General features: G+C 65.7%; 17 protein-coding genes. 11 read left to right on the forward strand and 6 right to left on the reverse strand.

The window, feature by feature from the left end:
- Positions 1-48 precede the first annotated feature (48 nt).
- Both EO141_RS16680 and ppa read right to left on the reverse strand, forming a co-directional pair.
- Positions 49-1,197, reverse strand: coding sequence for an HDOD domain-containing protein (locus tag EO141_RS16680; RefSeq protein WP_164739258.1), 1,149 nt, complete (start codon positions 1,195-1,197; stop codon positions 49-51).
- Between the two features lie 113 nt (positions 1,198-1,310).
- Positions 1,311-1,847 carry an inorganic diphosphatase gene (ppa, locus tag EO141_RS16685; protein ID WP_002804918.1) on the reverse strand — a complete coding sequence of 179 codons (537 nt, stop codon included), beginning with the start codon at positions 1,845-1,847 and terminating at the stop codon, positions 1,311-1,313.
- 198 nt (positions 1,848-2,045) lie between these two features.
- Between ppa and EO141_RS16690 the strand changes: the two genes are divergently transcribed.
- Positions 2,046-2,534, forward strand: coding sequence for a hypothetical protein (locus tag EO141_RS16690; RefSeq protein ID WP_104584040.1), 489 nt, complete (start codon positions 2,046-2,048; stop codon positions 2,532-2,534).
- 273 nt (positions 2,535-2,807) lie between these two features.
- Here EO141_RS16690 and EO141_RS16695 read toward each other — a convergent pair whose 3' ends face one another.
- On the reverse strand, positions 2,808-4,835 hold the full coding sequence (locus EO141_RS16695) for a sodium-translocating pyrophosphatase (RefSeq protein ID WP_127169727.1): 2,028 nt from the start codon (positions 4,833-4,835) through the stop codon (positions 2,808-2,810).
- Positions 4,836-5,083: 248 nt separating this feature from the next.
- Between EO141_RS16695 and EO141_RS16700 the strand changes: the two genes are divergently transcribed.
- Positions 5,084-5,605, forward strand: a complete 522-nt coding sequence (locus EO141_RS16700) for a hypothetical protein (RefSeq protein ID WP_127169728.1) — start codon at positions 5,084-5,086, stop codon at positions 5,603-5,605.
- A gap of 443 nt (positions 5,606-6,048) precedes the next feature.
- Positions 6,049-6,720, forward strand: a complete 672-nt coding sequence (locus tag EO141_RS16705) for a hypothetical protein (protein WP_127169729.1) — start codon at positions 6,049-6,051, stop codon at positions 6,718-6,720.
- A gap of 163 nt (positions 6,721-6,883) precedes the next feature.
- Here EO141_RS16705 and EO141_RS16710 read toward each other — a convergent pair whose 3' ends face one another.
- Positions 6,884-8,140, reverse strand: coding sequence for a 6-phosphofructokinase (locus EO141_RS16710; RefSeq protein WP_127169730.1), 1,257 nt, complete (start codon positions 8,138-8,140; stop codon positions 6,884-6,886).
- A 157-nt stretch (positions 8,141-8,297) separates the two neighbouring features.
- Here EO141_RS16710 and EO141_RS16715 point away from each other — a divergent pair, with 157 nt between their 5' ends.
- From EO141_RS16715 to EO141_RS16730, 4 genes are all read left to right on the forward strand, one after another.
- A complete protein-coding gene (locus EO141_RS16715) occupies positions 8,298-8,861 on the forward strand; it encodes an adenylate kinase (RefSeq protein ID WP_104648828.1) in 564 nt (187 codons plus the stop codon).
- Positions 8,862-9,209: 348 nt separating this feature from the next.
- Entirely contained in the window at positions 9,210-10,580 is a 1,371-nt protein-coding gene (gene mpl, locus EO141_RS16720; RefSeq protein WP_206514815.1) for a UDP-N-acetylmuramate:L-alanyl-gamma-D-glutamyl-meso-diaminopimelate ligase, read from the forward strand.
- Positions 10,577-11,173, forward strand: coding sequence for an LON peptidase substrate-binding domain-containing protein (locus EO141_RS16725; RefSeq protein WP_104584045.1), 597 nt, complete (start codon positions 10,577-10,579; stop codon positions 11,171-11,173). Before mpl ends, EO141_RS16725 begins: the two co-directional genes overlap by 4 nt.
- A 144-nt stretch (positions 11,174-11,317) precedes the next feature.
- Entirely contained in the window at positions 11,318-12,202 is an 885-nt protein-coding gene (locus tag EO141_RS16730; RefSeq protein ID WP_104648831.1) for a bestrophin family ion channel, read from the forward strand.
- Between the two features lie 226 nt (positions 12,203-12,428).
- Here EO141_RS16730 and EO141_RS16735 read toward each other — a convergent pair whose 3' ends face one another.
- Positions 12,429-14,516: a bifunctional DedA family/phosphatase PAP2 family protein gene (locus EO141_RS16735; RefSeq protein WP_127169731.1), complete on the reverse strand. Its 2,088-nt coding sequence runs from the start codon at positions 14,514-14,516 to the stop codon at positions 12,429-12,431.
- 143 nt (positions 14,517-14,659) lie between these two features.
- Between EO141_RS16735 and EO141_RS16740 the strand changes: the two genes are divergently transcribed.
- The 4 genes from EO141_RS16740 (at position 14,660) to EO141_RS16755 (ending at position 18,522) form a co-directional block, all read left to right on the forward strand.
- Positions 14,660-15,319: a serine/threonine-protein kinase gene (locus EO141_RS16740; protein ID WP_127169732.1), complete on the forward strand. Its 660-nt coding sequence runs from the start codon at positions 14,660-14,662 to the stop codon at positions 15,317-15,319.
- Between the two features lie 128 nt (positions 15,320-15,447).
- On the forward strand, positions 15,448-16,263 hold the full coding sequence (locus tag EO141_RS16745) for an NAD(P)-dependent oxidoreductase (protein ID WP_104584049.1): 816 nt from the start codon (positions 15,448-15,450) through the stop codon (positions 16,261-16,263).
- A 218-nt stretch (positions 16,264-16,481) separates the two neighbouring features.
- Positions 16,482-17,471 (forward strand): YiiG family protein, encoded by a 990-nt coding sequence (locus EO141_RS16750; RefSeq protein ID WP_127169733.1) that lies wholly within the window; start codon positions 16,482-16,484, stop codon positions 17,469-17,471.
- A 109-nt stretch (positions 17,472-17,580) separates the two neighbouring features.
- The gene (locus EO141_RS16755; RefSeq protein ID WP_232099115.1) at positions 17,581-18,522 is read left to right on the forward strand and encodes a YiiG family protein; all 942 of its coding nucleotides are present in this window, start codon (positions 17,581-17,583) and stop codon (positions 18,520-18,522) included.
- 586 nt (positions 18,523-19,108) lie between these two features.
- Here the strand turns inward: EO141_RS16755 and EO141_RS16765 are convergent.
- Entirely contained in the window at positions 19,109-19,981 is an 873-nt protein-coding gene (locus EO141_RS16765; RefSeq protein ID WP_127169734.1) for an ion transporter, read from the reverse strand.
- Positions 19,982-20,016: the final 35 nt, after the last annotated feature.

Raw genomic sequence — 20,016 nt, forward strand, 5'->3', positions numbered from 1 at the left:
GGCGCGACCACGTCGCGCCTTTCCTGCTGCATCAACCTGGTACTGCTCTCAGGCCTCGGCAAGCCCCAGCAAGGTATCGGCCTGTTCGCGCCAGGCCGGCAGGCGGGTAAGCACGCCGACCTTGGACAGGTACTCTTCGTCCACGGTTTCGCCGCTGGCCAATGCGGTCGCCACATGCACCGCGCCGGTCACCCAGAAACTGCGCAGGCTGGAGCGCTGCGGGTGGCGATGGAAGGCCACCGCTTCGATGATCGGCATCGGCAGGCCCCACAGGCCGAGCAGGTACGCGCCGGCCTCGGTGTGGCCCAGGCGATCGTCACCGCCTTCCAGGCCCGGTTCGCGCTCGTCGCGCACACCGGGCAGCAGTAGGCCGATGTCGGCCAGCAGGGCGGCGGTGGAGCCGAGTTCTGCGCTGGTCGGCGGCAACACCTTGGCCGCCAGGCGCGAAGAGAGCAGGGCGCGGCGCTGCATCGCATTGCGCTCGGCCGGGGTCAGGGTCTGCACCGAGAACACTTCGCTGGCCAGGACCAGGTCGCGCAGCGTGGCCACGCCCAGGCGGGTCACTGCCGTGCGCAGATCGGTGATGCTGCGGCCGCCGGAGAAGAACGCCGAATTGCACAGCTGCAGTACCTTGGCCGCAATCGCCGGATCGCCGGCGATCAGCTTGGCGATATCGGCCGCATCGGTGCCTTCGTCCTCTTCCAGGGCATGCATCAGGCTCAGATACAGGTGCGGTGGCGACGGCAGTTTTTCGATCCGGCCGATCGCAGCGCGCAGACGCGGATTGCTGAGCAGATCGCGCAGCTCTTCCAGGCTGGTGATGGCTTCGAGCAGGACTTCCGGGGCCAGCGGCATCGGCAGGAAGCGGTGCGCCACGCCAATGATGCGCGCCGGCGGCGTGCGCTGGCCATCCCGGGCATCGATCAAGGCGATGCGGATGGTGTCCGGGCGCAGTGTACGGATCTGCCCCAGCAGCGTGGCGGAAGTAAGATCGGGCAAGACGGGGGCGACGATGACCGCATCGAACGGCGACAACGCAGCCGCTTCGATGGCCGAATTACCATCGGCCACCTGCTGCACCTGCCATTGATCACCCAGATCAGCGACGTAGTCGCTCAGTTCGGACGGAAGACTGGCTTCGTCCCCAACAAACAGAATACGCAAGACACTTCCCCAAGAGTCACCGGTGGCAGACACCGGCCAAACGCTGTCGGCAATGTACCCAATCTGCCGCTGGCGGTCACCGGGATCACGCCAAAAGCGTGATCCCGATCGCCCCGCGGTTGCGGGTCTGCATCACGGTCGTTGAATCAGGGTGCGTCGGAATTATAGCGTTCCACCGACTCCACCAGGATGCGCTTGGCCTCGGCCGCGCCGCCCCAACCATCCAGCTTGACCCACTTGCCCTTCTCCAAGTCCTTGTAATGCTCGAAGAAATGACCGATGCGCTCCATCCAGTGGCTGGACACCTGGTCGATATCCTCGATATGCGCGTAGCCGGAGAAGATCTTCTCGATCGGCACCGCCAGGATCTTCTCGTCGCTACCGGCCTCATCGCTCATGCGCAGCACGCCGACCGGACGGCAACGCACCACCGAGCCGGGCACCAACGGCAGCGGCAGCACCACCAGCACGTCGGCCGGGTCGCCGTCGCCACACAGGGTGTTGGGCACATAGCCGTAGTTGCAGGGGTAACGCATCGGGGTGGACAGGATGCGGTCGACGAAGATCGCGCCGCTGGCCTTGTCCACTTCGTACTTGACCGGCTCCGAATCCTTTGGAATTTCGATGACGACGTTGATTTCTTCCGGCAGATTCTTGCCGGAGGTGACCAGTTCAAGACCCATGCGCGTAACTCCCGAGACGTCATCTAGTGTGTGGAGCGCGATTCTACGCGTTCGGCTGTTGCGGTGCAGCGACACTGAATGGGCAATGTTCTGACCGCCACATGCGGCATAGCCCGCATTCATCCCGGGGAGCTCTCCGATCCACGCGGCACGCAGCGCGGCGCACGCTGGAGGCTCCTCCACTGCTCGGGAACTGCCATGTTCAAGCCTGTGCGTTTGCTTGTTGTGCTGCTGCTCTGCGGTGCCGCCCAGCTCGCTGGTGCGGCGACGCCTGCGTCACCGCCGGTCTTCGTCGACGCGGTGGACTGGCCCGCCAACGGCGAGGGCTGGGAGGCCTTTGTCGATCTGGAACAGCGCCTGGAGCACGACTTCGACCAGATCTGCGGCGATACCTTTTGCGGCGGCGAATTCAGCGACTACCAGCCGCTGCGCTTCCGCTGCTCGGTGCATCGGGTGAGCGGGGTGGTGCGCAGCTGCATCTGGACCTTCGGCGCCAGCGAGGTCAGCGTCGACCCCCAAAGCGGGTATCTGCGCTCGGACAGCCGGGTCTGGCGCTGCACGGCGCCACTGAAGGCCGGGACGCGCCTGGACGAGATGTATCGCACCCTGTCGGTGAACAATCCGCTGTTCGAGCCACTGCCCGGTGGCGCGCCGCCGATCTATGACGGCCTGATCGGTTGCCTTTGAGTACATGCCGCACCGCAGGCTGTTGCGCTGCGGGCTGCTTGGTGCAGTGACTGCGTCCGGGCAGCAGCGGGGCAGGCGCGGCTTTGGCGATCGAGCTATGCAGCACGCCAGCATCGCAGGCGCAGGCCGATGAGGCTTGTCCGCGGTGGTCAGGTAAGCGCCGCAGGCAGTCGTCGGGCCTGGCGCGGCGTATGGGACCCGGCGCGTGCGTCGGCACGTTCCGGGCCCCGCCCCGTCACCTTCGGTCAGCCCGCGGCTTGCGGCACATCGCCCTCAAAGCAGCGGTACCAGCAGCAAGGCCACGATATTGATGATCTTGATCAGCGGATTGATCGCCGGCCCGGCGGTGTCCTTGTACGGGTCGCCTACCGTATCGCCGGTGATGGCGGCCTTGTGCGCTTCGCTGCCCTTGCCGCCGAAGTGGCCGTCTTCGATGTACTTCTTGGCGTTGTCCCAGGCCCCGCCACCGGTGGTCATCGAAATCGCCAGGAACAGGCCGGTCACGATCGTGCCGATCAACAATCCGCCCAGTGCCCGCGGCCCCAGCAGCAGCCCGACCACCACCGGCACCACCACCGGCAGTAGCGAGGGCAGGATCATTTCGCGGATCGCCGAGCGGGTCAGCATGTCGACCGCGCGGTCGTATTGCGGCCTGGCGGTGCCGGCCATGATCCCGGGGATCTCGCGGAACTGGCGACGCACTTCCTCGACTACGGCGCCTGCCGCGCGTCCCACCGCTTCCATCGCCATCGCACCGAACAGATACGGGATCAAGCCGCCGATCAACAAACCGATGATCACGGTGTGGTCGGACAGGTCGAAGGCGAATACCTGGCCGGGATTGGCCGCCTGCAGGTTATGCGTGTAGTCGGCAAACAGCACCAGCGCAGCCAGCGCGGCCGAGCCGATCGCATAGCCCTTGGTGACCGCCTTGGTGGTGTTTCCCACCGCATCCAGCGGATCGGTGATGTTGCGTACTTCCGGCGGCAACTCGGCCATTTCGGCGATGCCGCCGGCGTTGTCGGTAATCGGCCCGTACGCATCCAGCGCCACGATCATGCCGGCCATCGACAGCATTGCAGTCGCTGCGGTCGCGATGCCGTACAAGCCGCCAAAATGAAACGCGCCCCAGATTGCCGCGCACACCGCGATGACCGGCAACGCAGTGGATTTCATCGAGACGCCAAGCCCGGCAATGATGTTGGTGCCGTGGCCGGTGGTGCTTGCTGCGGCAACGTGCTGCACCGGCTTGTACTGGGTGCCGGTGTAGTACTCGGTGATCCAGACGATCAGGCCGGTGAGCACCAGGCCGATCAAGGCGCACGCATACAACGCGGTGGCGCCATGCGTATTGTCGCGCATCAGCGACTGGGTGATCGGCCAGTAGGCCAGTGCGGCCAGCACGCCGGAGACGATCACGCCCTTGTAGAGCGCGCCCATGATCGAGCCGCCTGCTTTGACCTTGACGAACGAGGCGCCCACGATTGAAGCGATGATGGAGACACCACCCAGCACCAGCGGGTACAGCACCGCCTGCGGCCCGGTTTCGGCCAGCGTCAGGCTGCCCAGCAGCATCGTGGCGATCACGGTGACTGCATAGGTTTCGAACAGATCCGCCGCCATGCCGGCGCAGTCGCCGACATTGTCGCCCACGTTGTCGGCGATCACCGCCGGGTTGCGTGGATCGTCCTCGGGGATACCGGCTTCCACCTTGCCGACCAGGTCTGCGCCCACGTCCGCACCCTTGGTGAAAATACCGCCACCCAGGCGCGCGAAGATCGAAATCAGCGACGAGCCGAATGCCAGCCCCACCAGTGCATGCAGGTTGCGCTCCAGCGGCAGTCCTACCGCTTGCAACAGCGCGTAGTAACCGGCGACACCGAGCAGTCCCAGGCCGACCACCAGAATGCCGGTGATGGCACCGCCACGGAACGCCACATCCATCGCAGGGCCGATGCCATGCCGCGCGGCCTCGGCCGTACGGACGTTGGCACGGACCGACACGTTCATGCCGATATAGCCGGCCAACCCCGACAGCACCGCGCCGATCGCAAACCCGACGGCGGTGTACCAACTCAGGAACAACCCGACCAGGACGAACAGCACGCCGCCGGCAATCGAAATGGTGAGGTATTGCCGGTTGAGATACGCGCGTGCGCCTTCCTGGATTGCGGCGGCGATCTCCTGCATGCGTGCATTGCCGCTCGGCTGCGCGATCACCCAGCGTGCCGACACACCGCCATAAACGATTGCCAGGACTGCACAGCCCAGCGCAAGTAGTAACCCGTAGTGTTCCAGCATGACCCCTCCCAGAGAATGGATGTCGTCCGGTCGGACGAACCAAGGGCGATGCACGCAGCGAGTGGAGTGGCGAATACGGACTCGACGGCCATGGGGACCGTAATGCGCGTCGCGATGTTCAGGTGGCCGGATTGCGGGCGAGTATGCGCCGCGGCTTGCGCCGCTGCCACCACTGCGGCTTTGGCGCGTCGTTCAGTTGCGGCATGACAGCCTGCGGCCAACGTGATCGAGCCGATCCAGGAGTGACGATGTCGAACCATGCCGCAAAATATGCCGTGACGATCGCTGCAGTCTTGCTCAGCGCCCAAGCGCTCGCTGCCGAACCGACGCCGGAATTGAAGCAGCGTCCAGCCGGCACCGCGCAAGCGGTCGGCGCCGTGCACACCCTGCGCCAGATTCCCGAGGCCTGCGCGCGCCTGGAAGGCGTGTTCACCGGCAATGCCGCGCAGCCGTATACGTTGTCGGTGGTGCGCAGCAGTCCCACCTGCCAGCCGCGTGCACGCTTCGTGGATTTCGCCAAGGCCGCGCCCAGCGTCGCGTCTGGCTGGATCTTCAACGATGTGATCCGCGTCCCCAGCGCCGCCTGCCCCGCGCAGCAGGCGGTGGTGCGCGTCTGGCGCAAGCCGGTGGATGCCAAGCCGCAGCTCGATGGCCAAGGCCAGTCGCGCATCTACCTGGAAGATGCCAAGCAACAAGCCGCCGCCGGCAAGATCCCGCAGGTACCGATGTTCGCGGCGCAGCAGACGATGGAAGGCAAGGCCTGTCAGTGACAGGTGCGGCATGATGCGGGCGTGTTGCTGCTGTTTGAGGTACAGAGGTCCGCATGGCATGACGCTCCGTAGCCGCATGCCGTGCGGGTGACGCGCATCGACAATAGAGCGATGCCGGTGTTGCTATCGATGCCGCGGGCTTGTGTGGCATCCACATCGAAGCAGTGATCCAACCATTGCTCAGGCTTTAAGAAACACAGTCGCGCCAGCTTGCATGTTGCGCACGGTTACCGCCCCGTGCATTGGGAGCGACCACCGCCACTGCGAAGCAACTGCGTGCCGCAGGTTCGCGGCGCCGGTGGTCGGCATCGGCTTGTGCCACGCATATACTCCTGACCCGGCACGCCAATTGCCCGCATCTGATACGCGCTGGCAACGATTGTCGCTGCGCTCGGCGCTATACCGAGTCGCGCAGCAACTCCGCTGATGTCTTGAGAACGTCTATGAAGGTATTGCGATACTCCCCAAGCCTGCTTGCCTTCTTCGCATTGTGGCACCCAGTACCCGTGCGCGCGGCGGCGAGCATGGTGGTCGACGATGCCGGGGTGACACCGCGTGGCCAATGCCAGCTGGAAGCCTGGTGGCGTGCAACGCCAGGTGGTGCATCGGCCACGGCGGTACCTGCCTGCAATGTCCTGGGTACGGAATTTTCTTTAGGAGTGACCGATGTCCGGCATGGATCTACCGCGTTCGATATAGGGGCCAAACACACGCTGCGTGATCCAGAGCAGCATGCCTGGGGGCTGGCAGTAGCGGTCGGGCTGCAGCGTACCTGGCACGAACCGCAGCAACGCGCGCGCTATCTCACCGTCCCGCTGACGTGGTCGCTTGGAGCAGATGCGGCCACGCGGATTCACGTCAACCTTGGTTTCGTCGCGCTGCATGCCGGGTCCGATGCCACCACTGCGGGAGTGGGGCTGGAGCGGACACTCACGCCCAAATGGACACTCTTGGCCGAAGCCTCCGGAGACGATCACAACGGGCAGGGCGCACAAGTTGGCATGCGCCGGCTGATGGGAAAGGCGTCCAGCGTCGACATAGTTGTCGGGCGCGACCACGCGGTAGCGCCACGTGGATGGATCACGCTGGGGGTCAATCTGGCAATGTCGCCGTGATCTTTCTTATCTCAGCGCAAGGCAGTAGCGCCTGGCGTCCATCCGCACGTGCGGTGCCGGCTCGTTAAAGAGTGCATTCGGAGATTCCGCAGACAGCCCGGCGCCGGTTAGCGTGGGTGTCCCGGCATAGACGCGCCAGCGAGGGCGCCTGCACTTGGGTGGCTTACCCTTCCCACGCGGGCAATTTCTTCGCCACCGCCACATTCTTCAACGTCACGTACTTGGGCAGGCCGTCGCTGCCGTAGGCCAGCGGCGCTTCGCCCTTGATCAATGGGGCAAAGTAGCGGCGGGCGCGCTCGGTGATGCCGAAGCCGTCCTTGCGCAGGAAGCTGGGCGGCATCTTCTTTTCGTGGTTGGCCACCTTGTGCAGCGGGGCGGATACGATCTTCCAGCGGTACGGCGCGTCGCTGACGCGTTCGATCACCGGGATCACCGCGTTCATGCCCTTGAGGGCGTATTGCACCGCCGCCTTGCCCACGGCCTGGGCCTGTTCCCAGTCGGTCTTTGACGCCAGGTGGCGTGCGGAACGCTGCAGGTAATCGGGCAGCGTCCAGTGCACCTTGTAGCCGAGTTCCTGCTTGACCTGCGCGGCCAGGAACGAGGCCACGCCGCCGAGTTGCGCATGGCCGAACGAGTCGGTCGCGCCGCCGGCATCGGCGACGAAACGGCCCTGCGCGTCCTGGATGCCTTCGCTGGCCACGACCACGCACCAGCCGACTTTTTCCACTACCTGCTTGACCTTGGCCAGAAACACCGCCTGGTCGTAGGCGCGCTCGGGCAGCAGGATGACCTGCGGTGCATCGTCCGGGCCCTGGCCAGCCAGGCCTGCGGCGGCGGCGAGCCAGCCGGCGTGGCGGCCCATCGCCTCATAGATGAAGACCTTGGTGGAGGTGTCGGCCATGGCGGCGACATCCAGTGCGGCCTCGCGGACCGACACCGCGGTGTACTTGGCCGCCGAGCCGAAGCCGGGGCAGGTGTCGGTCACCGCCAGATCGTTGTCGATGGTCTTGGGCACGCCGATGCAGTGCAGCGGGTAACCATAGGCCTTGGCCAGCTGCGAGACCTTCCACGCGGTGTCGGCCGAGTCGTTGCCGCCGTTGTAGAGGAACCAGCGCACGTCGTGCGCGCGCAGCACATCGAGCAGGCGCTCGTATTTGGCACTGTCTTCTTCCAGCGACTTGAGCTTGTAGCGGCACGAGCCGAACGCGCCGCCCGGAGTCTGCGCCAGTGCGGCGATCGTGGCGGCGGACTCCTTCGAGGTGTCGATCAGCTCCTCGCGCAAGGCGCCCAGGATGCCGTTGCGTGCGGCCAGTACCTTGACCTTGCGTGCGCGCGCCTCGGTGATCACACCGGCGGCGGTGGCGTTGATGACGGCAGTGACGCCGCCGGATTGGGCGTACAGCAAGTTGCCAGTGGACATAGGGGACGGGCTCCTTACATGGGCGATGGCGCAGGGGACAGTGCCGGGACATTCCCCGGATGCGGTAAGCTGCACGACCATACGGTCAGCGCTGGCGAAGACCTGAGTCTAACGCCGCCAACCGCAACGCGTTTTTATTCGAAAGTGGAGTCCACTGATGCGATTGGTTCTGTTGGGACCGCCCGGTTCGGGCAAGGGCACCCAGGCGACACGTCTCAAAGACAAGTTTGGGATCCCGCATATTTCCACCGGCGATCTGCTACGTGCCGAAGTGGCCGCCGGCTCACCGCTGGGCCTGAAGGCCAAGGAAGTGATGGCACGCGGCGATCTGGTTTCCGACGAGATCCTGCTCGGCATGCTGGAGGCGCGGCTTGGTCAGGCCGATGTCGCCAAGGGCTTCATTCTCGACGGCTATCCGCGCAACGTGGCGCAGGCCAATGCGCTGGACGACCTGCTCGGCAAGATCGGTCAGCCGCTGGATGCGGTGGTGCAGCTGGATGTGGCCAGCGAATTGCTGGTCGAGCGCATTGCCGGCCGCGCCAAGGCCGAGGGCCGCGAGGACGACAATCCCGAGTCGGTGCGCAAGCGCCTGCAGGTTTATACCGACTCCACGGCGCCGGTGATCGGTTTCTACGAACAGCGCGGCAAGCTGGCACGCGTGGACGGGGTGGGCACGCTGGATGAAGTGCTGGAGCGTATCGGCACCGCGCTCGGTCGCTGAGCCGGGGTGGGTGGGCCCGGCAGTACGCCTGGCCCGCACAGATGCGCGCCGGCGGCCGGCATGGCGTCACAACCCATTGATTGCGCAAAAGAAAAACCCCGGGCGTACAAGACGACCGGGGCAGAATAACGCCAGTAATGAGCTTGCTCAGAGCCCCACAGCATGAGCTCCCTGGGGATTTGGCCTCTTGGGGAGTAGGACCAAAGGGGTGCTGCGACTGGCGTTCAGCATGGTGATGGATGTGACGCAGTTCTCATATCAGGAAATTCCTGACAGTGCGGTAGGGGTTTCCTGACAACACGGTCGGCGGTTGCGTGGAATGGCCCGCAACTCCGGCGATCGGCGACAATGCGGCTCATGACCAAACTCCATATCCTCGGCATTGCCGGGACCTTCATGGGCGGTGTCGCCGCCCTTGCGCGCGAACTGGGCTGGCAGGTAGAGGGCAGTGACCAGGCCATCTATCCGCCGATGTCCACCCAGCTGGAAACCCTTGGCATCGCGCTGGCACAAGGCTACGCGCCGTCCAATATCTCGGCAGATGCAAGCGATGTCGTCATCGGCAATGCCTTGTCGCGCGGCAACCCGGCAGTGGAAGCGGTGCTCGACGCGGGCCGTCGCTATAGCTCCGGTGCGCAGTGGCTGGCCGAGCAGGTGTTGCCGGGCCGCGACACCCTGGCCGTTGCCGGCACCCACGGCAAGACCACCACCACCACCATCCTGAGCTATCTGCTGGACGCCGCCGGGCGCGCACCGGGTTTTCTGATCGGTGGCGTGGCCGAAGACTTCGGCGTGTCGGCCCGGCTGGGCCAGGGGCGCGAGTTCGTGGTGGAAGCCGACGAATACGACACCGCCTTTTTCGATAAGCGCAGCAAGTTCGTGCACTACCGGCCGCTGGTGGCGATCCTCAACAACCTCGAGTACGACCACGCCGATATCTTTCCGGACGTGGCCGCGATCCAGCGCCAGTTCCACCATCTGGTGCGCACGGTGCCGGCGCGCGGGCGGCTGATCGTCAACGGCGAGGATGCGCGCCTGGCCGAGGTGCTGGCGATGGGCTGCTGGACGCCGGTGGAGCGCTTCGGTTTCGATGCGGCGCTCGACTGGAGCGCACGCTTGATCGCCGCCGACGGCAGCGCGTTCGCGGTGCTGCAGCGTGGGGTGGAGATCGGCCAGGTGCAGTGGCCGCTGGTCGGGCGGCATAACGTGCTCAATGGATTGGCAGCACTGGCGGCTGTGCATGCGGTGGGCGTGGATCCGGCGACGGTGATGCCGGCGCTGGCGCGCTTTCAGAGCGTCAAGCGGCGGTTGGAGCTGCTGGGGCAGGCAGGCGACATCACCGTGTACGACGACTTCGCCCATCACCCCACCGCGATCGCGACCACCTTGCAGGGCCTGCGTGCGAAGGTCGGCGCGGCACGCGTGCTGGTGGCGATGGAGCCGCGCAGCAATTCGATGCGGGCGGGCGCGCATGCGCAGGCGTTGGCGCCGTCGTTGCGCGATGCCGATGCGGTGGTGTTCCTGCATCGGCCCGAACTGGCATGGGATGCCGCACCGATCATCGCGCAGGTGCGCGGTGATGCGCATGTGGCGCATGACGTGGAAGCACTGCTGCAGACCCTGGGCGAGATTGCGCAGCCGGGCGACCATGTGGTGTTCATGTCCAATGGCGGTTTCGATGGCGCGCCGCGTCGCTTTCTGGCGCAATTGTCCCGATGACCGACCTCACGACCACCGCCGACACCAGCGCCCTGCCACTATTTCCGTTGCACAGCGTGCTGTTGCCGGGTGCGGCGATGGGCTTGCGTGTGTTCGAGCGCCGCTATCTGGATCTGGTGCGCGAGAGCGGCCGCACGGGCAGCAGCTTCGGTGTGTGCCTGATCCTGGATGGCACCGAGGTCGGCGTGCCGGCAACGCCGGCTGCATTCGGCACCGAAGTGCGTATCGAGGATTTCGATGTCGGCGCCGACGGCGTGCTGGTGTTGCGCCTGCGCGGGACGCGTCGCTTTCATGTACGGCGTTCGCGCATCCGCGACAATGGGCTTGTGGTCGGCGAGGTGAGCTGGTGCGAACCCGACAGCGACGACGAACTGCGCCCCGAGCATGGCCTGCTGGCAACCGTGCTCGAGCGCCTGCTCGAACAGGTCGGCGGCGAATTTGCCTCCGCCGGGCCTGAGCTGCTGGACCAGGCGGCATGGGTCGGCTGGCGGCTGGCCGAACTGCTGCCATTGACCGAGCAGCAGCGTCTGTCGCTGTTGCAGCAGGACGATCCGCACCGGCGCCTGGACCAGTTGCTCGCCTGGATGCCGTGACACTAAGACAACGGCGCGCGTGACCCATCACCGCGCTTGCACCCTTGCAACGGCACACTCGCCACGCTTGAGTGCGCTCCCGATGGCATCCCTGCAGTGGATGCGCGCATTGGCGTCACTCGTTATCGATCCACGGAGTGTGCCTTGATCATCGATGTCAAACCGCGTGTGGCAGATGTGTTCAGTCAGGTCTGGCGGACCCTGGCGGTGTTGTTCGTATGGGACGTGTTGATCACGATCATCTACTACGTGCTGCCGTTCCGCGCGCCTGCATTGCCGTTGACCATCTTCGGCTCGGCGCTGGCGTTGTTCCTGGGCTTTCGTGCCAACTCGACCTACCAGCGCTGGTGGGAAGGGCGGGTGCTGTGGGGCCAGATGATCAATGCATCGCGCAATCTGGTGCGTTTGAGCATCAGCATCCTGTCCGCGCCGGAAGCGGCAGCGCTGGGCCGCAGCATTGCGTTGCGCCAGATCGCCTACGTCAATGCGTTGCGGTGCCAGCTACGGCGGCTCCCGGTGGCGATGGCGCTGGAGCCGCGCCTGCATGCCGACGAAGTGGCCGCGGTGATCACGCGCACCAATGTCGCCAACGGCCTGCTCGACGCCACCGGACGCAACGTCGAGCAGGCACGTCGCGATGGCTGGATCGACAGCATTCAACAAGCCAGTGTCGAGCGTATCCTGGTGGATATCGCCAACGCGCAGGGCGGCATGGAGCGGCTGAAGAATACGCCGTTGCCGTATCAATACCGGTTCTATCCAAACCTGTTTACCCGGCTGTTCTGCGTCCTGCTGCCGATCGGCCTGGTGGAGACGCTGCAATACGCAACGCCGGTGGGGTCGACCGTGGCCGGCCTGATGTTCCTGGCGGTGCTCAAGATCGGCGATGAATTGGTCGACCCGTTCGCCAATACCATCCACGACCTGCCGCTGGACAGCATGTGCCGCACGGTGGAAATCGACGCGTTGCAGGCAATCGGAGAACAGGCGCCGGAACCGATGCAGCCGGTGGATGGCGTGTTGTGGTGAGTGCATCGCGCCTCGACCAATGCGGCTTGTGCGTATCCAAGCGGCGCTGAAGCGCAAGCTTTCAGGTAATCGAACGGTGCGGATGCGTCGGTTGTAGAGCGGCTGACCTGCGGCTTGGCTGCAGGGGCCCTTTGCCCGCCTACCAGCGCGGGACATGCTGCAAGTAGCTCTTGTCTACAGTACTGCACGCGCGGTCGCTGGCCGATCGCTGCTGTAGCCCGATCGATCAACGGCGCTGGTGTGACGACGCCGATGCCGCCGGGTCGGATGCGGTGGTTTCCGGCTGCGGTGCAGCGTTGTCCTTGTCCTCTGGCGGCAGTGCATTTCCCGACCTGCTGTCGATCAGGATCACGGGCACCTGCGAGCGTCGACGTTGTTCCAGGCGATGCGGCAGGGGGGGCAGTGCCTGGCGCAACGCGCTCAGTGCCGGGTCGACCCCGCGCAGCGGATACCACAGGCCGATCAGGCTGAAGTGCCGGCTGTAGCGCAGGGTCTGGGTGCTGCCCACCCACAAGGGTTGGGCGCCGGGCTGCAGGCGCGCGGCCGCCGGCCACAGGCGCAACACATGCACATGGCCGGGCGCCGCGTGGCGCACCATCAGCAGGGCTTCGACCTGCGTGTCCAGCGTGGCCGGCAGAATCGGCACCTCGTCCGGGCGGCCGCTGACATCCAGCAGGTGCAGCGCCTGTTCCCAGCCGGCCTGCGGTTGCACCCGCCAGCCGCGTGCTTCCAGCTGGCGCTGCAGCGGTGCCAGCGGGCCGGCTAGCTGCACGTCCAGCGGCCAGCGCTGATCGTCGTCGAATTCGTTGCGGCGTGCGGGCAGCAGGCGCCACTGGCCGTTCCACCAGTCATTGGCGGGCAATTCCATCAGCAACGGCGGCGGCGGTTCGAACTTGGCCAGTTTGGTGTCCAGATTGCGCGGCGCGAACACGATCGCGCAGGTCAGGAACACACCGTAGAAGATCCACGAGACCGGCTTGACCCAGAACGCGCGGGTGGCCCGGCGGCGATAGGCGATGCCCAGCACCAGCAGCCAGAAGATGCCGAACAGCATGCCGCCGACCACGTCGCTGAGCCAGTGTGCGCCCAGGTACAGGCGCGCAAAGCCGATCAGCGACACCATCGCGCCACTGACCAGATACGGCCACACCCGGCGCCGGCCCGGCAGCTCGCGCGCGATCAGCAGCGCGAAGAAACCAAAGCCGATCGTGGCCATGGTGACCGCCACCGACGGAAACCCGAAACCGCTGCTGGCCGCCGGCGGGCGCACCACCTGCACGGTGGCGCCCAGCAACTGGGTCAACGCCAGGCCGAAGGCCAGCGCGATCACCCAATGCGTCACCGCCATCCAGCGGCGCCGCCAGGCCAGGTAGCCCATGGCCGCCGCGATCGCCGGCAGCAGCACCTGCCAGTCGCCCAGCGAGGCCAGCGCCACCATCGGGTAGTCGGCCAGCGGGTTGCGCAGCGCCAGCATCAGATCGTGCACGGCCAGGTCCACGCGCAGCGGCTCGCCATGCGCCAGCACCACCATCAGCAACACGAACCAGCCCCAGCCCAGCAGCAACAGCATCAACGCCATCATCGCCAGCGGCACCGACTCGCGGCGGCGCGGGTCGAACACGCTCACCGACCAGTTGCCCAGGACCGGATGCCGGTGCGACCACTCCAGCAGCCGCGCCAGCAGGGCATCCAGATGGCCGGCCGACCAGCGGTAGGAGTACAGCACCATCGCCCAGGCCAGGCCGATCACTGCGGCCAGCAAGGTGACAACCACGAACAGGCGGCCGGCCACCGCGGCCACCGCGTCGTAGGCGGTGCCCAGCACCCAGCCGGGCACCAGGAACAGCAGCGCCCACGAGATGCAGGCCAGGCCGCTGGCGACCAGATAGCGCTTGAACGGCATGTGCGACATGCCGGCGATGGCCGGCACGAACGGCCGCACCGCGCCCACGTAACGGGCGATCAGGATGCTCTTGAAGGCATTGCGCCGAAACAGCAGCTCGCCACGCTCCAGCAACTGCGGGTAGCGGCGGAACGGCCAGTAGGTGTGCAACTGGTGACCCCAACGGTGGCCGACCCAGAAGCTCAGCGTATCGCCGGCGAAGGCGCCCAAGGCGGCGCAGGCCACCGCATACGGCCCGTTGATCTGGCCCAGCCCGATCAGCACGCCGATGGCGAACAGCAACGGCAGTGCCGGCACGATGGCGCCGAGCACAATCACCGCATCGGAAAATGCAATGGCAAAGATCGCCACGCCAGCCAGGGTGGGGTGGTGTCCGATCCACTCCAGCGTGGCGTCGATCCATGAATTCATCCCACGATTATAGGTGGGCATGGCGACGAGGTGACTTCGCCGTCATCACATCGGCCCGGCCGCTTCACCTCAGGTTGCGAGCGGACAAGACCGCAGGGGCAACGCGCGCTGTGGCGGTGCGGGCGGCCCGCCTACAATGGGGGATGAGTGACGATCCCGCCGCCAATCTGCCGCTGAAGTCCGATACCTTCGGGCGCATCCTGTTGATCCGCGAGGCCGACCGCCTGTTCGTGCGGCGCGACCTGAGCGTGGCGCCGTGGCTGTTGCGCGGAGTGGCCTGGTGGCTGGCGCGGCGCGAAGCGTTGGCCCTGCGCCAGCTGGATGGCTTGCCACGCACACCGCGGCTGTTGCGCTGGGACGGGCGCCATCTGGATCGCAGCTATCTGGCCGGCGATGCGATGTACCGGCGCCCGCCGCGTGGCGATCTGGCCTACTTCCGCGGCGCGCGCAGGTTGTTGCAGCAGTTGCATCGGCGCGGCGTGACGCATAACGATCTGGCCAAGGAGGCCAACTGGCTGGTGCAGGACGACGGCAGCCCGGCGGTGATCGATTTCCAGCTGGCGGTACGCGGCAATCCCCGTGCGCGCTGGATGCGCCTGCTTGCCCGCGAAGACCTGCGCCACCTGCTCAAGCACAAGCGCATGTATTGCCCGGCCGCGATCACCCCGGTGGAACGCCGCGTGCTCAAGCGCACCTCCTGGGTACGCAAGCTGTGGTTCGCCACCGGCAAACCGGTCTACCGCTTCGTGACCCGCCGCGTGCTGCACTGGGAAGACAACGAGGGGCAGGGGCCAAAGCCCTGAAGTGCCGGGATTGGGGAATCGGGAGTAGGGAATCGGTAGGGCGCATCGCGGCAGCTGATCGTGCGTCGGCTGCTGGACGTACAAGGCGCTAAGCTTTTGCGATTCCCCATTCTCGACTCCCGATTCCCATGACCTTAAACGGCAAAACCCTCTTCATCACCGGTGCCTCGCGCGGGATTGGCTTGGCGATTGCGTTGCGGGCGGCGCGGGATGGGGCCAATGTGGCGATTGCGGCCAAATCGGCGGTGGCCAATCCCAAGTTGCCCGGCACCATCCATAGCGCGGCCGCGGCGGTGACGGCGGCCGGTGGGCAGGCGCTGGCACTCAAATGCGATATCCGCGACGACGACCAGGTGCGTGCGGCCGTGGCCGCCACGGTCGATGCCTTCGGAGGTATCGATATCCTGGTCAACAATGCCAGTGCGATCTGGTTGCGTGGTGCGTTGGACACGCCGATGAAGCGCTTCGATCTGATGCAGCAGGTCAACGCACGCGGCAGTTTTCTGTGCGCACAGGCGTGCCTGCCGCATCTGTTGCAGGCGCCCAATCCGCACATCCTCACGCTGGCGCCGCCACCGTCCTTGAACCCGGCGTGGTGGGGCGCGCATACCGGCTACACCCTGGCAAAGATGGGCATGAGCCTGGTGACCCTGGGGCTGGCAGCCGAGTTCGGCCCGCAAGGCGTGGCGATCAATGCGCTGTGGCCGCGCACCGTGATCGCTACCGATGCGATCAACATGATCGACGGCGTGGACGCGGCCGCGTGTCGCCGACCGGAGATCATGGCCGACGCGGCGCATGCAGTGCTGACGCGCAAGGCGGCTGGATTCCATGGCCAGTTCCTGATCGACGACGATGTCCTGGCCCAGGCCGGCATCACCGACCTGAGTGGTTATGCGGTCGACCCGTCGCGTGCGCTGTTGCCGGATCTGTTTCTCGACTGAGCGCGGCCAGCATCGCGGCCCGCGCTCGTTGGCGGGAGACGGGGGGCAACCGGGCCTCGGCGCGCGCAGCTGCCGCGCTTCAAGGCGTGGGTGCGGCCCACCAGCAGTCGCGCCGTGGAGGCCCGGCTGCGGCCGGACCTGGGGCGAGCACACCCAGTTCACAGTCGGGTTTGCTATCGTGTGTAGCTGAAAACGTTTCCAACAAGGATGTACCGCGCGTGTCTCCGAAGTTTCGTGTGCTTGTTCTGGCGGTCTGCGTGTCCGCCCTGGTGGCCGCCTGTGGCGGCAAGTCGCAGCAGCCTGCAACCGGTGCCGACAGTGCCGATACCAAAACGACCGGAGGACAGCTGGATTCCCTGCAGGGCGTGACCGCCAAGCTCGGCGCCTATATCGACTGCTTCAACCGCGTCAACGCGAAGGTGCACGCCGGCGCCAGGTACTACACCGGCTGGATGCAGGACCCGTTCGCCGGCCCGACCGGTGACGAGTCCGGCATGACCGGCCCGTACGATATCGACGATGGCGACATGCAGCAGTGCGACGCACCGGTCAGCGCGGCCGCTGCGGCGAAGCCAGCGCTGCCGGCGCTGGACAAGGCAGCAAGCGACTATCGCGCGGCATTGAAGGCACTGCAGCCGATCAGTCACGCAGTGGCCGATTACTACACCCGCCAGGATTACGAGGACGACCAGTTTGCCAAGGGCAAGCAGCTGCACCCGCAGCTGATGGAGGCACTGTCCACCTACGCCGATGCCAGCACCGCCTTCAGCGCCGAACTGGACGTGCAAAACGACGCGGCGCAACGCGAAAAACTCAAGACGCTGGAGCAGGGCGAAGGCCGCACGCGCGAGTACTACCGGCTGGCGATGATGCTCGACGCCAAGCAGATCGCCGATACGCTGGAAGAGGAGCAGTTCGACGTGCCGCGTGCCAACGCGCTGCTGGACGGCTTCAACCGTCTCTCCGATGAAGCGCACGCCAAGGTGGCCGACCAGGAGCCGGGCAAGCTGGACTGGAACAGTTTCGAGACCGCTGCAGAAACCTTCCGCAGACAAGCCAAGGCGCGGGTGAAGCGCGTGGTCGAAAAAACGCCCTACAGCAAGATGGAGCAGGGCTGGCTGGATAGCCCCTCGCTGGCGCCCGAAGGCTCGCCGCGCAAGTTACTCAACACCTACAACGCGCTGGTGTTCCAAAGCAATCGTCAGTAATCACTGCTGTTTCCAGCCATCGCGCGCGTGCCGGGCGACCGGCTGCGCCGGATGCCTTTCGGCCGCACGCTGCGGCGCCACCTTCTTCAACCTATCAATGGAACGCAAGATGACCCATCAACTTCGTTATGCGCCGCTCGCCGCGGCGATCGCGTTCGCCGCACTGCTTGCCGGCTGCCAGAAAGACGCGCCCGCCGCCGCAGTGGAAGGCGCCGACAAGATCAATGCCTACATCACGTGCTTCAACGGTGTCGAGCAGCCGATCCATGAGAGCTACCAGCAATACATCGGCTGGATGCAGGACCCCGAGGCCGGCCCGACCGGCAAGGAGAGCGGTATCCATGCACCGGGCACGGTGCTGTCGCATCACGTGGACGAATGCGGGGCGCCGATGACCGCGGCACTGGCGCAAACGCCCGCCAACCCCCAGCTCGATCCGGTGGCCAAGACCTATCAGGAACGTTTCACCACGCTCAACGAGCGTATCGGCGAAGCGGTGCGCTACTACGACCGCGAGGATTATCTGCGCGATGACGGCAAGGGCATGAAGGCGCTGCACGCGCCGTTGATGCAGGCCTATCACGCGTTCTTCGAGGCCGGCGAAGCCATGAATGCCGCACTCGAACGCAACGAAGACATGCGTCGCCAGGCGCAGATCGATGCGATCGAAAAGGAAGAGGGCCGCAGTGCCTCCTGGTATCACCTGAAGATCATCGGCGAAGGCAAGCAGCTGGTGCAGGTGCTCGACAGCGACACGCCGGATCTTGCTGCAGCGCAATCCCAGCTCGCACGCTACCAGGGCATTCTGGAAGAGGCACAGAAGGCCAAGGTCGGCCAGGGCGATGCGATGTGGGGCCACATGGAACGTTCTGCCGACAAGCTGGCGCGCGAGTCGGGACGGCTGGTCGAGCGTATCCGCACCAAGACACCATTGAACAAGAGCGAGCAGATGCTGCTGGAAAGTGGCTCGCTCCCACCGGGCGGCACGCGCCAGGCCGTGCTGGCCAGCTACAACGATCTGATCGACATGAGCAATCGCATGTCGCATTGATGCTGCGCACGCATCTGTGTCGCATTGCGTAAGCGCATCGAGCAGATGATTGTGCAAGCCTCAAAGATGCTGAAATCCTGACCTTCGGCGTCGTTAGATGGTCTCAAGCAGAACTGGTCGAGGGCGCGGTGCCCTCACCGGCTGCGGGACACGCCGTGAACCCGTCCCTGGGGGCTCGGTGGCGGCATCCATGCCGCCACACGGTCCCGCAAGCGGTGAGGACACCGCACCAGACGGTTGGTCGGCGCTCATCTGAAAACTGTCTGTCGTGCGGCTTGCCTAGCCGTGGAGCCGATGCGTCATGATCGAACGAGGCGCATCCAGCACTGCTCTTACCTTGCGCACCGACTATCCCGACTGGTCCTTGCCCGCTCACCGTCGCGGGACCTTGAGCGGCATGGATGCCGCGCCAGAGCCTACAAGGACGTACTTGCGGCGTGTCCTGCGATGGTGGGCGGGCAAGGGCACTGCAGCCAAGTCCCAGATCATCGGCGCTACAGCTGATCTACTAGGCCGTCTATCAGCTGCTCTATCTGCGGCCACTGATCGGTGGCCGCAGGCGGCGCGTCAAGTCCACAGCACCGCGTCAGCCGTTGGAGCTCTCCGGCAGCGGCTCGGCACATTGCCGGCAATAACGCGCATCCGGCGCGTGGCCTTCCAGCCCGCACCGCGGGCAGTTGCGGGTATCGCGCTTGCCGGCGTGGCCGCCTTCGCGCAGCGTGCTGGCCAGTTCGGCGGTGTAGATGCCGGTGGGCACGGCGATGATGCTGTAGCCGATCAGGATCAGGGCCGAGGTGACGAAGCGGCCCAGCGTGGTCTGCGGCACCAAGTCGCCGAAGCCCACCGTGGCCATGGTCACGATGGCCCAGTACATGCTGGTCGGAATGCTGGTGAACCCATGTTGCGGGCCTTCGATCACATACATCGTGGCGCCGGCAATCACGGTGATGGTGAGCACGCTGAACAGGAACACCAGCACCTTGCGCCGGCTGCGCCAGAGCGCGTCCACCAGTTGCCCGCTTTCCTCGATGTAGCGGGTGAGCTTGAGGATGCGGAACAGGCGCAGGATGCGCAGCACGCGTACCACCAGCAGCGTCTGCGCACCCGGCACGAAGAACGACAGATAGCTGGGCAGGATCGACAGCAGATCGATCACGCCCCACACGCTGAGCGCGTAATGCAGCGGGCGCCGCACCACCGCCAGGCGCAACCCGTATTCGACCGTGAACAGGACCGTGAACGCCCATTCCAGCGGCACCACCCAGTGCGCCGAATGCGAGTGGATGCGCGGCACGCTGTCGATCATGATCACCATCACGCTGGTGAGGATCGCCACCACCAGCATCAGGTCGAAATTGCGCGACGGACGGGTGTCGTGCCGGTAGATGATGTCGAACCATTGCCGGCGCCAGCCGTGGTCGGTGGCGGGAGTGAGCTGGGGATCGGAGAAAGGGCGCATCCGCGCATTGTGCCGCAGGCCGGCGAATGCGCGAG

The sequence above is a fragment of the Xanthomonas sp. BRIP62415 genome (genome assembly GCF_003993515.1).
Taxonomy (GTDB): domain Bacteria; phylum Pseudomonadota; class Gammaproteobacteria; order Xanthomonadales; family Xanthomonadaceae; genus Xanthomonas; species Xanthomonas euroxanthea.

What these genes read in the sequence shown, in the direction of transcription:
- EO141_RS16690 (WP_104584040.1), top strand. Translation starts at nt 2,046, where the DNA reads ATGTTCAAGCCTGTGCGTTTGCTTGTTGTGCTGCTGCTCTGCGGTGCC.
- EO141_RS16735 (WP_127169731.1), bottom strand. Translation starts at nt 14,516, where the DNA reads ATGAATTCATGGATCGACGCCACGCTGGAGTGGATCGGACACCACCCC.
- EO141_RS16705 (WP_127169729.1), top strand. Translation starts at nt 6,049, where the DNA reads ATGAAGGTATTGCGATACTCCCCAAGCCTGCTTGCCTTCTTCGCATTG.
- EO141_RS16710 (WP_127169730.1), bottom strand. Translation starts at nt 8,140, where the DNA reads ATGTCCACTGGCAACTTGCTGTACGCCCAATCCGGCGGCGTCACTGCC.
- EO141_RS16695 (WP_127169727.1), bottom strand. Translation starts at nt 4,835, where the DNA reads ATGCTGGAACACTACGGGTTACTACTTGCGCTGGGCTGTGCAGTCCTG.
- EO141_RS16700 (WP_127169728.1), top strand. Translation starts at nt 5,084, where the DNA reads ATGTCGAACCATGCCGCAAAATATGCCGTGACGATCGCTGCAGTCTTG.
- EO141_RS16725 (WP_104584045.1), top strand. Translation starts at nt 10,577, where the DNA reads ATGACCGACCTCACGACCACCGCCGACACCAGCGCCCTGCCACTATTT.
- EO141_RS16755 (WP_232099115.1), top strand. Translation starts at nt 17,581, where the DNA reads ATGACCCATCAACTTCGTTATGCGCCGCTCGCCGCGGCGATCGCGTTC.
- EO141_RS16745 (WP_104584049.1), top strand. Translation starts at nt 15,448, where the DNA reads ATGACCTTAAACGGCAAAACCCTCTTCATCACCGGTGCCTCGCGCGGG.
- ppa (WP_002804918.1), bottom strand. Translation starts at nt 1,847, where the DNA reads ATGGGTCTTGAACTGGTCACCTCCGGCAAGAATCTGCCGGAAGAAATC.
- mpl (WP_206514815.1), top strand. Translation starts at nt 9,210, where the DNA reads ATGCGGCTCATGACCAAACTCCATATCCTCGGCATTGCCGGGACCTTC.
- EO141_RS16765 (WP_127169734.1), bottom strand. Translation starts at nt 19,981, where the DNA reads ATGCGCCCTTTCTCCGATCCCCAGCTCACTCCCGCCACCGACCACGGC.
- EO141_RS16715 (WP_104648828.1), top strand. Translation starts at nt 8,298, where the DNA reads ATGCGATTGGTTCTGTTGGGACCGCCCGGTTCGGGCAAGGGCACCCAG.
- EO141_RS16740 (WP_127169732.1), top strand. Translation starts at nt 14,660, where the DNA reads ATGAGTGACGATCCCGCCGCCAATCTGCCGCTGAAGTCCGATACCTTC.